The organism is Pseudoalteromonas sp. SR45-1, from assembly GCF_014163655.1.
GTDB classification, from domain to species: domain Bacteria; phylum Pseudomonadota; class Gammaproteobacteria; order Enterobacterales; family Alteromonadaceae; genus Pseudoalteromonas; species Pseudoalteromonas distincta.
The window spans coordinates 1-14,391 of record NZ_JACJDR010000019.1; the positions used below are offsets into that span (position 1 = coordinate 1).

Below are 14,391 nucleotides of genomic sequence, written 5' to 3' on the forward strand. Positions count from 1 at the left end.
TCACCCGTCCGCCGCTCGTCAGCAAAGTAGCAAGCTACTTTCTGTTACCGCTCGACTTGCATGTGTTAGGCCTGCCGCCAGCGTTCAATCTGAGCCATGATCAAACTCTTCAATTAAAAAGTTTTGTGTCTTTCGACAGCTCAATGAATTCTGAATTTATTTAATATCTTTCGATATTGAATTGACTGTGCTGCAATTCTTTTCTTAAGTAAAACCTAAGTAAGTTATTGCTGTTGGTCACTCAGTTTAAATTGAGACTCTAAATTTGTTTGCCTCACTACCTAAGTAGCTTGGCTGTTAGAACTCAATCTGTACGAGTGCCCACACAGATGATTGCTTTATATTTTTAAAGAACGTTTTGAGTCGCTTTAGCGTCTCAAGGGATGCGAATAATACACCCTTTATTTCTCGAGTCAATACTTTGTTTTAAATTTTCTTTTGGAAGATTTAAAACCGAAGTTTTATTTAACTCTGTGAGTAGTTCGTGCCTTGCTATGCTTCGTCCGCTGCGCGTCGCCATATCCCGTCTCAGTGGGGTCGCATTATAGGGAGCGGCGGATTTTACGCAAGCGTTATTTGCATAAAATAGTAATTAAAATTAAGCCCCAAGCAAGTGCACACGATAGACACAAGTTACCCACAAAACCCTGTTGATAACTCTGTTTTTGAACTTTAAAACTAAACACTTTTATCCTGATGTGATAAGTTGCGGTCACTTTTTTTAACTCATGTATTTAGGCAGTATCCATGACAGACATAATAAATAGTATAAGTGCCCTTCTATGGGGGCAAGTTCTCGTCTACTTATTAATAGCAGCGGGCCTCTTCTTTACTTTTCGACTAGGCTTTATTCAATTTGTGCAATTCCCACATATGTTCAAAGTTATGTTTGGTTCTCGTAAATGTGCCGATAACGAAATTTCATCCTTTCAGGCTTTTTGTACTTCATTAGCAGCTCGTGTCGGTACTGGCAATATGGCAGGTGTTGCTGTCGCCTTATACCTAGGTGGCCCAGGTGCTATTTTCTGGATGTGGCTTATTGCATTAATAGGTATGGCTACAAGTTTTGCCGAGAGTACTCTAGCTCAGGCTTATAAAACAAAAGATGCAGATGGTAATTTTAGAGGTGGCCCTGCTTATTATATGCAAAACGGTCTAGGCAAACGTTGGATGGGAACTTTATTCTCGTTATGTTTAATTTTAGCCTTTGGTTTAGTATTTAACGCAGTACAGTCAAACTCTATTGCTGCAGCATTTGAAGTAGCGTTTGATGTACCTAAGTATATAGTAGGCATTTGCTTGGTTATTGGTTCTGGCATCATTATTTTTGGTGGCCTAAAAACAATTTCTCGCTTTGCTGAAATGGTTGTGCCATTTATGGCATTAGCTTACCTGCTGGTTGCACTTTATGTATGCGCCATTAACTTTACTGCACTACCAGATGTGCTAGTGCTTATTATAAAAAGTGCTTTTGGTATTGAACAAGCTGGTGCTGGTGCTATTGGTTATGGTGTTACACAAGCGATGATCCAAGGTATAAAGCGTGGTTTATTCTCAAACGAAGCTGGTATGGGTAGTGCAGCTAATGCCGCGGCTACTGCGACACCTTACCCTCCTCACCCAGCATCACAAGGTTATGTGCAAATGTTAGGCGTATTTATTGATACTATTGTTATTTGTACAGCGACTGCTTCTCTTATTTTACTATCGCAGCAATTAGTACCTGAATCTGGTGTTATGGGGATTGAACTTACACAAGCAGCATTACAAGAACATGTCGGCGACTGGGGTACTTACTTTATTGCTATTGCTATATTGTTTTTTGCTTTTACTTCTATTGTGGCTAATTACTCTTACGCTGAAACAAATTTAATGTTTTTAGAGCACAACTCTAATAAAGGTATGTTTATCTTTAGACTTGTTGTTTTAGGTATGGTGATGTTTGGTGCTGTTGGTGAGCTTGGTTTAATTTGGACGCTGGCAGATATATCAATGGGTTTAATGGCCATTGTAAACGTTATAGCGCTATTTATGCTTTCAGGTGTTGTTGTATGGCTTTCAAAAGACTATAACGAACAACGCAAAAAGGGCTTAATACCCACCTTTGACAAAAGTAAGCATCCTAAACTTGCTAAAGAGGTTGACCCAGCGGCCTGGGAATAGAAAATAATCAGCGAGCTACGGCTCGCTTTTTTAGTTCTAAAAATAACAAATACTACGCTTAATCATCTCATTGCTTATAAATAAAAAGTTATATTAATTTTAAAACTATTTTATATTTAATTACGTAAGACATATGAATTAAGTTATCTATAAAAAGGAGAGCCGATGGATGACATGACAAAAAAATACAGTATAGACACTACTGATTACCAAGTTGGGCAAGATAATGTACAAAAGTGGGGATTTGATATCCATAATCCAGTATTTGGTATAAGCGCCTTCTTAGTTGTTTTATTTGTAATACTTACCCTAGTTTTTGACCCTACCGTTACCCGTGATGCACTAACCTCGACTAAAGACGCAATAATTAATCAATTTGATAGTTACTTTATGTTACTAGCCAATGCCTTTGTGATCTTTTGCGTTATTTTAGCATTTTCTCCTTTAGGTAAAATTCGGTTGGGTGGCGTAAAAGCTCGTCCAGAACATGGTTACATGTCATGGCTTTCAATGCTCTTTGCAGCAGGCATGGGGATTGGCTTACTGTTTTGGGGAGTTGCTGAGCCAACTGCATATTATACTGGTTGGTATCATATGCCTATGGGCGTTGAGCCAAATTCACCGCAAGCACACTCATTAGCTTTGGGTGCAACCATGTACCACTGGGGTTTACATGGATGGGCGATTTACGCAGTTGTTGGATTAAGCTTGGCTTTTTTTGCATTTAATAAAGGCCTTCCTTTATCTATACGTTCGGTTTTTTATCCATTATTTGGTGATCGCGCCTGGGGGTGGCTTGGTCATATCATAGATATACTCGCTGTACTGTCTACTTTATTTGGTTTAGCTACATCGCTAGGCCTTGGCGCTCAACAAGCTACCAGCGGGATAAATTACCTGCTAGGCACTGATTACGGGACCGCTTTTCAAATATCTGTTATTGGTTTAGTAACGTGCATTGCAATTTTCTCAGTTATTAGAGGTATTGAGGGGGGTGTTAAAGTACTGAGCAATGTTAATTTAATTTGTGCATTTATTTTATTATTAGCTGTTATTGCCCTTACTTTCTCTGATGCAATTACTGCTATTTGGTTTACCCTTGGGGCGTACGTAGAGCACTTTGTACCTTTGAGTAATCCATTCAATAGACCCGATGAAGATTGGATGCACTCTTGGACTGTGTTTTATTGGGCATGGTGGATATCATGGTCGCCGTTTGTTGGGATGTTTATTGCTCGAGTTTCAAAGGGACGCACTGTACGCGAGTTTTTACTCGTCGTCATTGGCCTACCAACGCTTCTTAGTTTGGTTTGGATGGGCGTGTTCGGAAATATGGCAATTACACAAGTTATAGATAAAGTTGGCCCACTTGGACAAAATGGTTTAACTGATATCTCAGTGACTTTATTTCAAGTATACGAGCAGCTACCTCTTTCTAGTTTTATTTCTATTATTTCTATAGCACTCGTTTTGGTGTTTTTTATAACGTCGTCTGATTCAGGATCGCTTGTAATAGATGGTATAACTGCGGGCGGTAAAATAGATGCACCAGTGCCACAACGTATATTTTGGGCTACAGTCGAAGGCGTGATTGCAGCAGTATTACTCTGGGTTGGTGGCTCGCAAGCATTGCAAGCGCTTCAGTCGGGCGTAGTTACTACAGCTTTACCGTTTTCAATAGTACTTATTTTAATGTGTGTTGCGCTTATCCAAGGCTTGTTGAGCGAGTATCCAATTTACAAAGCTCAGAGTAAACTGCAATAACAATTTATCTTTTATAAGCGATCCTCAAGGGTCGCTTATAAAATCTTCGCAATTCGTATAACTAAGTGCTTAACGCATTCCCTATACTCCCACCTTAAATTTATTTTAGACACCGCACTTATATTACATTCATTAATGCCACCCCTCGTTAAAACTTAGGTACAGGAGTAATTGCCAAGAAAATTAAATAACCAGCGTTCTGATTTTTGCTTTGTTATAAACAGGTGCTCTTATACCAATTCAGTTAATTAACCAGCTGGGATAAAAGTAGTAACTGTTAAATACAAACAGGCAGCTTTATAAATGTATGATGGTGAAACTCTAAGATATTAAAAAGAAATAGATTTTAAAGGTAAGTAGGTATTAAAAATAAGATTAGAGAATTTAAGTAAGAATAATTTTTGAATGTTTTAAAATTAGAAGCAATTTAGAATTTAATCTGAGGATTTGAATAAAGATGGTGCCCGAGGCCGGACTTGAACCGGCACGACTTGTTAGTCGAGGGATTTTAAATCCCTTGTGTCTACCAATTCCACCACTCGGGCATCGAGTTTGCTAATTAAAGCGTGTGGAGTAAATTATATGGAGGCGGAACCCGGAGTCGAACCGGGGTAAACGGATTTGCAATCCGGTGCATGGCCACTCTGCCATTCCGCCTAAATGTTTCCAAATAATTTGGAGCGGTACACGAGGCTCGAACTCGTGACCTCGACCTTGGCAAGGTCGCGCTCTACCAACTGAGCTAGTACCGCAAAATACTATTTTATCAACTTTAAATTATCTTGGTTAAACAATTTAAAGTGGTGCCCGAGGCCGGACTTGAACCGGCACGACTTGTTAGTCGAGGGATTTTAAATCCCTTGTGTCTACCAATTCCACCACTCGGGCATCGAGTTTGCTATTTAAAGCAAGTGGATAAAACTAATATGGAGCGGTACACGAGGCTCGAACTCGTGACCTCGACCTTGGCAAGGTCGCGCTCTACCAACTGAGCTAGTACCGCATCATATTAATTCTAAATTAACCATTTTATAAATTACACTTGGTAATGCAATTAAACCACAAAGTGGTGCCCGAGGCCGGACTTGAACCGGCACGACTTGTTAGTCGAGGGATTTTAAATCCCTTGTGTCTACCAATTCCACCACTCGGGCATCGAGTTTGCTAATTAAAGCGTGTGGAGTGTTGAAATGGAGGCGGAACCCGGAGTCGAACCGAGGTAGACGGATTTGCAATCCGGTGCATGGCCACTCTGCCATTCCGCCCCAGTACGGGGTATTAACCTTAAGATAAACTTGGAGCGGTACACGAGGCTCGAACTCGTGACCTCGACCTTGGCAAGGTCGCGCTCTACCAACTGAGCTAGTACCGCATTTTATTTATCAGTTATTTGAATTAGCACATGATGATTTATGTGAACATTCAGGTAACTGATTAATTACCGTTTTGTTTATCTCGGGGGCTATGCCCTCTCAACACGGACGCATTCTACAGAGATTATTAAACGCGTCAATACAAAAAATGCTAGTTTTGAACTGTTTGCTTGTTTTTTATCTAAAACGGTGCGTTATTATACATTTAGAGTTAATTTTTAGTCAATTCACCCCATGCTGCACGTAAATATTGCATCATAGAACTCAAGGTTAAAAAGGTCGCAATGTACAGTAGTCCAAAACTTAAATAGTTCATCCATGTATCATATTGCCAAATCAAACCGATAATGGCTAACATTTGTGCAGCCGTCTTAATTTTACCCATGTTTGATACAGCGACATTACCACGCTTACCCTGCTCTGCCATCCATTCACGAAGTGCAGATATGATAATTTCACGGCTTATTATAATAAGAGCAGGTATAGTCATGTACATTGACTGGTACTGATCAGATAACGCTACAAGTGCGGCACATACCATTACTTTATCAGCAACAGGATCTAAAAAAGCACCAAAAGGGGTTGATTGCTCAAGCTTTCTTGCTAAATAACCGTCTAGTATATCGGTGATTGATGCAAGCCAAAAAATAAAGGCGGCAGCAAAAAAAGCCCAGCTATAAGGCAAATAAAATATCACCAAAAAAACGGGGATAAGAAAAAGTCTAAATGTTGTGAGTGTGTTTGGAATATTCCACATAACTACTTGGATATGTCTTTTTTGCTATATTCGCATGTAGGGCTAGCCCTTGTCATGCAAATGGTTAAATATCTTCTCAGCCATGTCAGGGCTGATCCCAGGAACTTTCTTTAACTGTTCTATATTAGCAGCTTTTACTCCCTGCATGCCCCCTAAATATTTTAATAATGTTTGCCGACGCTTAGAACCGACTCCATTTATTTCTTCTAGTAGTGATTGCGTACGTTGTTTTTGGCGTTTATTACGATGACCTGCAATTGCAAAACGATGAGATTCATCACGTATATGCTGTATTAAATGTAGCGCAGGTGCATCTGAATCCATAGGAATGGTTTTTCGACCACCGTCAATTAATAGTGTTTCAAGGCCTGGCTTACGGCTAGTACCTTTAGCAACACCTACTAACAAAGGCATTTTTGTATGTGGCCAGTTAGAAAAGTACTGCTCCGCGCGCCCCAGTTGCCCCTTACCACCATCAATAAAGATAACGTCTGGAATTTTGTCTTCATCTACTAATTTGTTGTAACGCTTATTAAGTGCAAACTCCATTGCAGCATAATCATCACCACCGGTTATACCCGTTACATTATAGCGCCTATACTCTTTTGTATTTGGGCCTTGTGAGTCAAATACAACACAACTTGCAACAGTGTTCTCACCCATAGTGTGGCTTATATCAAAACACTCCATTCGGGTAATATCATCAAGTCGCAGTGTTGCTTTTAATTGTGCATAACGTTTATTAATAGAGTCTTGGGTACTTTGCTTAACTGCAATACTGTTTAATGCATTTTTATTGGCCAGTTGTAAGTATTGAGCACGCTCACCACGGGTAACTACTTTAAGTGTTACTTTGCGCTCACTTATTTGTGTGAGTGCTTCACCGAGTGCCCCGCTCTCTTCTATTTCAAACGGTAATATGATTTCTTTTGCAATACGCCCTGTTGCTCCTGGCGCTAAATAGTACTGTCCTAAAAATGAAGTCAATATTTCTTGCTCACTTGAATCTTTAGGTACTTTTGGAAAATACGTTTTACTACCTAATACTTTGTGATCGCGGATCATTAATAAATGAATACCATTTAAACCATTTAAATGAGCAAAACCAACTACGTCCATTTCAGCAAAATTACCTGATATAGACTGTTGCTCCTGCATTTTACGAAGTAGCATTATTTGGTCGCGAACTTTTGCCGCCAGTTCAAAGTTTAATTGTAGGCTGGCTGCTTCCATTTTCTTTATTAAATCAGCAATAACTTCGTGAGATTTACCCGTTAAAAACTTACGGACATAGTCAACTTGCTCGCTGTAATCATCATCCGTAACTTTATTCACACACGGAGCTGAGCAACGCTTAAGCTGATATTGCAGACACGGGCGACTTCTTGCGCGGTAATAAGCATCTTCACATTGACGAACAGGAAATATTTTTTGCATTAAGCGCAAGCTTTCAGATACCGCTCCCGCGCTCGGAAAAGGTCCAAAGTACTCACCTTTAATTTTACGGCTGCCACGATGAAACGCTAAACGAGGGTGTTTATGGCTAGTTAATAAAATATAGGGATACGACTTATCGTCGCGTAATAATATGTTGTAGCGAGGCTGGTATTTTTTTATTAGATTATTTTCAAGCAACAGCGCTTCTGTTTCAGTATTAGTGAGTGTGACTTCGATGTCACAAATATTACTCACTAAAACGCGTGTTTTGCTGTCGGTAATGTTACTTCTAAAGTAACTGCTCACACGCTTTTTTAAATGCTTAGCTTTACCAACATAAATAACTTGGTTGTCACTATCAAGCATGCGGTATACACCCGGCTCACTTGATAGCGTTTTGAGAAAATGTACGTGATCAAATTCAGACATAAATTATAGTTAGTACGAAACGTCTATATCAATCATTTTATGACGAATTGCTAAATGGGTAAGCTCAACATCACCACCTACATTTAGCTTTTCAAACATACGATAGCGATAGCTATTTACTGTTTTTGAACTTAGGTTTAAACGCTCAGCTATATTTTGTGCTTTTTCACCTTTAGTGATCATAAGCATAATTTGCAGTTCGCGTTCAGATAAGCTCTGAAAAGGATTTTCGTCTGTGCGACCTGTCACTTGCGCAAGTGCTATTTGCTGTGCAATTTCAGGAGCAATATAACGCTGACCGGCATGAACACAACGAATGGCACGCACCATTTCGTCAGAGCCAGCACCTTTAGTTAAAAAGCCATGTGCACCAATTTGCATTACTTTACTCGGAAACGGGTCTTCACAGTTAACGGTAAGCACAATAATTTTTACATCAGGGCAGTAACGACAAATCTTTTTAGTCGCTTCTAATCCGCCCATGCCTGGCATATTCATATCCATTAATACTATGTTTGGCGCATGCTGACGACAAAACTGTACAGCCTCTTCGCCAGTTTTAGCTTCACCAATTACTTTAAACCCTCGTACATCATCAAGAATACGCTTTATTCCTGTTCGTACAAGTTCATGGTCATCAACTAAAAGTACATTAATCAATGGAACATCCTCACTTACCTAACAACATGCAATTTAATTAAATTAATTTGCCACAGTAACATACATAAAGCGAAACAATAACTAATATTATTGCCTCGCCCTAATAGTTTAAGATGACGATTTTTCGCTAAATCTGTCAACCCATAACGCAATGATACCATCACCCGTTACATTACACGCAGTACCAAAGCTATCTTGTGCCAAATAAAGTGCAATCATTAATGCAACCGCGCCTTCATTAAACCCAAGCATGCTTGTTAATAGGCCAAGCGCCGACATAACTGCGCCACCTGGAGCACCTGGTGCTGCAATCATCACTACACCTAACATCATAATAAACGGTAGCATACCCATTAATGAAGGGACTTCCATGCTTGGTGATAAAAACATAACAGCCATTGCACAGGTTACTATGGTGATAGTTGAGCCAGATAAGTGAATAGTCGCGCAAAGTGGCACTGTAAAGTTAGCTACATCTTCTTTAACGTTATTTGCCTTACTTGATTGAAGCGATACTGGAATCGTTGCTGCGCTTGACATAGTACCTAACGCTGTAAAGTAAGCTGGTAGCATATTTTTAACTAATTCGATTGGATTACGTTTTAATAGTATACCTGTCGCTATATATAAAACGCTTAACCATAACCAGTGCATAACAAGCGCTGCAATTAGTACTACGCCAAATGTTTGCAGTGTATCTACCACAGTACCCGCTACCGTCATTTCGGCAAATACACCTGCAATGTAAAATGGTAAAGCAGGGATAATTACTTTTGATAATAATCCGTCAATCACATCACGGCCCTGATCAGACACCTTTTTAAGCGTATCAAGCTCTAATTGGCTCATGCCTATACCAAATACAAAAGCAGTTACTAATGCGGTCATTACCCCCATCAAAGGTGGAATTTCTAAATCAATAAAGCTGCCAATTTCTGTAGCAACTTCTGCCTCGAATGTAATACCACCGCTTAAAAAAGGGATAACAGCACTTACTAATAAAAATGCAAGCGTACCTGCAATAATTGTAGAGCTATAAGCAAACCCGACTGTTTTACCAAGTAAGTGACCAGACCCTTTTGGTAGGCCTGCAATACCTGATGCAATAAAAAATAATATAATAAGTGGAATGGTAAAGGAGATAATTTGACCAATCAGCTCTTTTACTGTGAATAAAAGTTCAACACCAGTTATAGGTACATATAGTCCAACTAGGATACCGGCCACAATACCGGCAATTAATTTTAAGATTAATTTCATTGTGATTGCTTAATTGAATTTAGATACGTGTTTTTATCATGTTTTAGACGCATTGTGTGATAAAACTATTCAAGTTACATTCATATGCACAAATATTGAACAAACACAGCTTAATTCAATACTCTTTTGAACATTTTTTGACTAAACGAAGTTTTACTCTTTAAATTTTAAATTAAGCCCGCACCTATAATAACTAAAGCACAGCTAATAATTGATTTTTATTTCGACTGGTTATAAGCCCAATAGATATATGTTATAGCCAAACTTTACTTTAGTTTTTTTAAACTCACAGTAAAGTGTGTTTATATAGTTAGTAGCAAAGGCTATTAACACGTTGATCAGATTGTATCCAAAGGAACATTATGTCTACTATTTTTGAAGATAACTCACTAAGCATCGGTAATACACCGCTGGTAAAACTTAACCGTGTTACAGGTGGGAATGTATACGCTAAAGTTGAATCTCGTAATCCAAGCTTTAGTATCAAATGCCGCATTGGTGCATCGATGATTTGGGAAGCTGAAAAGTCAGGTCAGCTTGTTGAAGGTAAAGAACTTATTGAACCAACATCTGGGAACACCGGTATTGCACTTGCATTTGTTGCAGCAGCACGTGGTTACAAGTTAACGCTTACTATGCCAAACACCATGAGCCTAGAACGTCGCAAGCTATTAAAAGCATTAGGTGCAAATCTAGTACTTACCGACGGTGCAAAAGGTATGAATGGCGCAATTGAAAAAGCAAAAGAAATTCAAGCAACAGCACCTGATAAGTATATTTTATTACAACAATTCGAAAACCCTGCAAACCCAAAAATTCACTTTGAAACAACAGGCCCTGAAATTTATGATGCGCTTGATGGCAAAGTAGACTTTTTTGTAGCCGGTGTTGGTACTGGTGGTACTATTACAGGTGTTAGCCGCTACCTTAAAACAGAAAAAGGTCTAAACGTTAAGTCTATTGCTGTTGAGCCAACTAACTCTCCAGTTATTAGCCAAACGCTTGCCGGTGAAGAAATTAAACCAGGTCCTCATAAAATCCAAGGTATTGGTGCTGGCTTCATTCCTGGCAACTTAGATATGGACTTAATTGATGGCGCAGAGCTTGTATCTAACGAAGACGCAATTGCAATGGCGCATCAGTTAATGAAAAAAGAAGGTATTTTAGTAGGTATTTCGTCAGGTGCAGCGGTTGTTGCAGCTAAGCGAATTGCTGAAAAGCCTGAAAACGCAGATAAAAATATTGTTGTTATCCTACCTAGTGCAACTGAGCGCTACTTATCAAGCCCAATGTTTGATGAAGAGTTTAGTGAACAAGAACTAGTACAATAAGTAATTTTAAGATTTTTAGAAGGATGCTTTAGGCATCCTTTTTTATTATTTATTATCCAATTTTCTATTTATTGCCTGCCATACCTTTACATCTGCATAGATAAACCACACACTTTAAAAAAACTAATTAATAATAATTAATATGAAAAAAATCACGAGTTTATTAAGTTTGGTCATCTGTTTATTTTTATCAGCCTGTGGTGACGATACCAAAACACTTGGCGACACTCCGGGCGATACAGCAACCGCTTATTTTGATGCGCTTTATAACCAGCAAGACCTTCAAAAAGCCAGCACCATGGCAACCCCCAACCTTACACGTATAATGAAATCCTACGGCACCGCTAAACAGTTTTCCCGTAACTTAGTAAATATGCAATACGATGAAGTCACCATTGAAGTTGATATGACCAATATGAGCGTCCGTGAACAATACGGCGATAACGCTAAAATAAACCTTATTTTTACCGGCTATTTAAATGGTGATAAAATTGACGAAATGCGCAGTGTAAAAATGCTTCGTAAAAAGGGAAAATGGTACATAGATAAAATTGTTGCCGACCCTTACGCTCGTTAAAAATAAATGAATTAAACATAAAAAAGGCCTTACATTCGTAAGGCCTTTTTCGCTTTAGCAGGGCGTGTTGATCTTTGTGGATTGAAATTTGTTCAATCTAGGGGCGATTTAATCGCGGCGCGAGGTTTGTAACCTAGTGGGCTAAGTAAAAACCGAGCAACAAAGAGTTAATCGTCCCTAGAAAGAACCCAAAGGGCAGCGCATGTTTGGCATTTATGCTGCGTTATCGCCTATTTATGGGGAATAACCACACTACATAGGCTCTGCCTTGCCTAAAAACCAAACAGCCTGCTGCAAATTCAACCACGAAAGGTCAACACGCCCTAGTATTTAAAGTAGTGCGCTACAGCTCACCAGGTTGAAAGTTATCAACTGCAATGGCTTTCTTACGTAGCTTATTAGCATGATGCATTGCATCAGCATCCGTTTGCTCTAACAACTTATTTTCAAGCGCATAATTTATAGCACCTTCAATATCAAGCGTTGCAGGCACACTGCCCTTGCGCTGCCATTGTTTTAAGTCTTTAAACTGCGCTTGCATATCATGCATAGCTAAAAATGCGCTTTCCATGACCCCTGTACCTGCATTTTCATCTACATAACATAAATGCGTTAAGCGGTTTCTAAATACACCAGGTTGAGTCATACGCTCGCAAATACTTTGTGCTATTTCATCACTTGGTCTGTGGTAATGGTTTCCAAGCGGGAACACTATACGTTTAAGGATAAAATTCACAACCGGATTTGAAAAGTTTTTAAAGAAGCCATTAAACGCTTGGCCAATTTCAAATAATGAGTTCTCAATTGCATATTTTACAAATGGTAAATCAGCTTGTTGGCGCCCTTCATCTTCATAACGTTTTAAAACAGTTGATGCTAAGTACAAATGACTTAATACATCACCCAAACGCGCTGATATCATTTCTTTACGTTTAAGTTCACCGCCAAGCATTAACATTGCAACGTCTGTACAAATAGCTAAGCCTCGGCTCATTCTACTCAGTTGTTTATAATAAATAGCCGTTTCACCACCTACAGGCGCTTTAGCAAAATAACTACGTGTTAAGCCATGCACAAATGCCATACCTGCATTACTTGCTGCAAATATTATATGGTTCATTAATAAACCATCAAATTGTTCAAGTGCTGCGTCGTCATCTTCCATTGCAGCGGCTTCCATTTCTTTTAAAACAAATGGATGACAGCGTGTTGCACCTTGGCCAAATATCATTAAGTTACGCGTTAAAATATTCGCGCCTTCAACCGTAATTGATACTGGAATCCCCATATAGCCATGCGCCAAATAGTTATTAGGCCCTACTTGAATTCCTTTACCTGAATGAATATCCATTGCATCATTCATTACCGTACGACCCATTTCAGTCATATGGTATTTAGCAATCGCTGTTACAACCGACGGGCTTAATTTTAAATCAATCGCACCTGCGGTCATTAATCTGCACGACTCAAGTGTGTAAGTTAAACCACCAATACGTGCAAGTGCCTCTTGGACACCTTCAAACTGCCCTATAGATACACCAAACTGCTGGCGTACCATGGCGTATGCCGATGTCATTTTTGAAGCTAAATGCCCAGTTGCTGCACTTAATGCTGGTAGTGATATTCCACGCCCTGCACTTAAACACTCAACAAGCATTCTCCAACCACGCCCTGCACACTCTTGACCACCAATGATCCAGTCCAGTGGTATAAATACATCTTTACCGTAAGTGGTACCATTCATAAAGGCCATATTAAGCGGATAATGACGCTCACCCGTTTCAACACCCGGATGATCGCTTGGTATAAGCGCACACGTTATACCGAGCTCTTTTTTATCACCTAATAAAGCGTCTGGATCATACATTTTAAATGCTAAGCCGAGTACAGTAGCCACTGGTGCAAGCGTAATGTAACGTTTTGACCAATTTAAACGCAGGCCCATTACTTGCTCGCCATTGTGCTCACCCATACACACAACGCCTGAATCAGGAATGCTGCCAGCATCAGAGCCCGCCTCTGGTCCCGTTAGTGCAAAACAAGGAACATCTGTACCATTAGCTAAACTTGGCAGCCAACGATCTTGCTGCTCTTTAGTACCATAGTGAAGAAGTAACTCGCCCGGACCTAAGCTATTAGGCACCATAACAGTAACTGCGGCTGTTAAGCTTTTAGTCGAAATTTTTGACACTATCGTTGAATTAGCAATTGCCGAGAACTCACGACCGCCAAATTTTTCAGGAATGATCAGCGCAAAAAAACCTTCTGTTTTTAGGTAATCCCACACTTCTTTTGGTAAGTCTTTGTCTTTTTGTACAATTTGATAATCATCAAGCATCGCCAATAAGGTTTCTACTTGGTTAGCCATAAATGCATTTTCTTTATCGCTAAGCTCTGGTTTTGGAAAGTGGTGCAGTTTTTGCCAGTCTGGGTTACCACTAAATAACTCACCATCCCACCAAACATCACCTGCTTCCATTGCCTCTCGCTCTGTTTGCGATAATGGCGGAAGCACCTTTTTGAACATTTTAAACGTAGGACGACTAATCAAGTTTAGGCGAATATCTTTAACCGCAAAAATAACCACCACCACGACCAGCAATATTATAAATATTAACATGCGCACATTCCTTACACATT

Annotated in this window: 9 protein-coding genes, 8 tRNA genes and 1 rRNA gene; 4 read left to right on the plus strand and 14 right to left on the minus strand. The window is 39.5% G+C overall.

Annotated elements, in window-relative coordinates:
* Window positions 1-116 (minus strand): 16S ribosomal RNA (locus tag H5089_RS17075); the annotation flags it as partial.
* Window positions 117-747: 631 nt separating this feature from the next.
* Here H5089_RS17075 and H5089_RS17080 point away from each other — a divergent pair.
* Window positions 748-2,163 (plus strand): sodium:alanine symporter family protein, encoded by a 1,416-nt coding sequence (locus H5089_RS17080; protein ID WP_039488519.1) that lies wholly within the window; start codon window positions 748-750, stop codon window positions 2,161-2,163.
* Between the two features lie 165 nt (window positions 2,164-2,328).
* Window positions 2,329-3,927 carry a BCCT family transporter gene (locus tag H5089_RS17085; protein WP_182696262.1) on the plus strand — a complete coding sequence of 533 codons (1,599 nt, stop codon included), beginning with the start codon at window positions 2,329-2,331 and terminating at the stop codon, window positions 3,925-3,927.
* A gap of 458 nt (window positions 3,928-4,385) precedes the next feature.
* Here the strand turns inward: H5089_RS17085 and H5089_RS17090 are convergent.
* The 12 genes from H5089_RS17090 to H5089_RS17145 form a co-directional block, all read right to left on the minus strand.
* Window positions 4,386-4,472, minus strand: a tRNA-Leu gene (locus H5089_RS17090).
* 38 nt (window positions 4,473-4,510) lie between these two features.
* A tRNA-Cys gene (locus tag H5089_RS17095) sits at window positions 4,511-4,584 on the minus strand.
* A 19-nt stretch (window positions 4,585-4,603) separates the two neighbouring features.
* Window positions 4,604-4,679, minus strand: a tRNA-Gly gene (locus H5089_RS17100).
* 49 nt (window positions 4,680-4,728) lie between these two features.
* Window positions 4,729-4,815: transfer RNA gene (locus H5089_RS17105), tRNA-Leu, on the minus strand.
* Between the two features lie 39 nt (window positions 4,816-4,854).
* Window positions 4,855-4,930: transfer RNA gene (locus H5089_RS17110), tRNA-Gly, on the minus strand.
* A gap of 64 nt (window positions 4,931-4,994) precedes the next feature.
* Window positions 4,995-5,081: transfer RNA gene (locus H5089_RS17115), tRNA-Leu, on the minus strand.
* A gap of 37 nt (window positions 5,082-5,118) precedes the next feature.
* Window positions 5,119-5,192 (minus strand) — tRNA-Cys (locus H5089_RS17120).
* 31 nt (window positions 5,193-5,223) lie between these two features.
* A tRNA-Gly gene (locus H5089_RS17125) sits at window positions 5,224-5,299 on the minus strand.
* Window positions 5,300-5,511: 212 nt separating this feature from the next.
* A complete protein-coding gene (gene pgsA, locus H5089_RS17130) occupies window positions 5,512-6,057 on the minus strand; it encodes a CDP-diacylglycerol--glycerol-3-phosphate 3-phosphatidyltransferase (protein ID WP_032827134.1) in 546 nt (181 codons plus the stop codon).
* Window positions 6,058-6,099: 42 nt separating this feature from the next.
* Window positions 6,100-7,923: an excinuclease ABC subunit UvrC gene (uvrC, locus tag H5089_RS17135; protein ID WP_039488521.1), complete on the minus strand. Its 1,824-nt coding sequence runs from the start codon at window positions 7,921-7,923 to the stop codon at window positions 6,100-6,102.
* A 9-nt stretch (window positions 7,924-7,932) separates the two neighbouring features.
* Window positions 7,933-8,583 carry a UvrY/SirA/GacA family response regulator transcription factor gene (gene uvrY, locus H5089_RS17140; protein ID WP_002963136.1) on the minus strand — a complete coding sequence of 217 codons (651 nt, stop codon included), beginning with the start codon at window positions 8,581-8,583 and terminating at the stop codon, window positions 7,933-7,935.
* Between the two features lie 108 nt (window positions 8,584-8,691).
* Window positions 8,692-9,843, minus strand: coding sequence for a dicarboxylate/amino acid:cation symporter (locus tag H5089_RS17145; RefSeq protein ID WP_182693064.1), 1,152 nt, complete (start codon window positions 9,841-9,843; stop codon window positions 8,692-8,694).
* Between the two features lie 362 nt (window positions 9,844-10,205).
* Between H5089_RS17145 and cysK the strand changes: the two genes are divergently transcribed.
* Window positions 10,206-11,174 carry a cysteine synthase A gene (gene cysK / locus H5089_RS17150; protein WP_002963138.1) on the plus strand — a complete coding sequence of 323 codons (969 nt, stop codon included), beginning with the start codon at window positions 10,206-10,208 and terminating at the stop codon, window positions 11,172-11,174.
* Window positions 11,175-11,316: 142 nt separating this feature from the next.
* The gene (locus tag H5089_RS17155) at window positions 11,317-11,751 is read left to right on the plus strand and encodes a hypothetical protein (protein ID WP_002963139.1); all 435 of its coding nucleotides are present in this window, start codon (window positions 11,317-11,319) and stop codon (window positions 11,749-11,751) included.
* Window positions 11,752-12,094: 343 nt separating this feature from the next.
* On the opposite strand, the gene H5089_RS17160 is transcribed toward H5089_RS17155, so the two are convergent.
* Window positions 12,095-14,371, minus strand: a complete 2,277-nt coding sequence (locus H5089_RS17160) for an acyl-CoA dehydrogenase (RefSeq protein ID WP_182712719.1) — start codon at window positions 14,369-14,371, stop codon at window positions 12,095-12,097.
* Window positions 14,372-14,391 lie beyond the last annotated feature (20 nt).

Coding starts and splice junctions, on each gene's coding strand:
- H5089_RS17080 (WP_039488519.1), top strand. CDS start 748: ATGACAGACATAATAAATAGTATAAGTGCCCTTCTATGGGGGCAAGTT.
- H5089_RS17085 (WP_182696262.1), top strand. CDS start 2,329: ATGGATGACATGACAAAAAAATACAGTATAGACACTACTGATTACCAA.
- pgsA (WP_032827134.1), bottom strand. CDS start 6,057: ATGTGGAATATTCCAAACACACTCACAACATTTAGACTTTTTCTTATC.
- uvrC (WP_039488521.1), bottom strand. CDS start 7,923: ATGTCTGAATTTGATCACGTACATTTTCTCAAAACGCTATCAAGTGAG.
- H5089_RS17145 (WP_182693064.1), bottom strand. CDS start 9,843: ATGAAATTAATCTTAAAATTAATTGCCGGTATTGTGGCCGGTATCCTA.
- cysK (WP_002963138.1), top strand. CDS start 10,206: ATGTCTACTATTTTTGAAGATAACTCACTAAGCATCGGTAATACACCG.
- H5089_RS17155 (WP_002963139.1), top strand. CDS start 11,317: ATGAAAAAAATCACGAGTTTATTAAGTTTGGTCATCTGTTTATTTTTA.
- H5089_RS17160 (WP_182712719.1), bottom strand. CDS start 14,371: ATGTTAATATTTATAATATTGCTGGTCGTGGTGGTGGTTATTTTTGCG.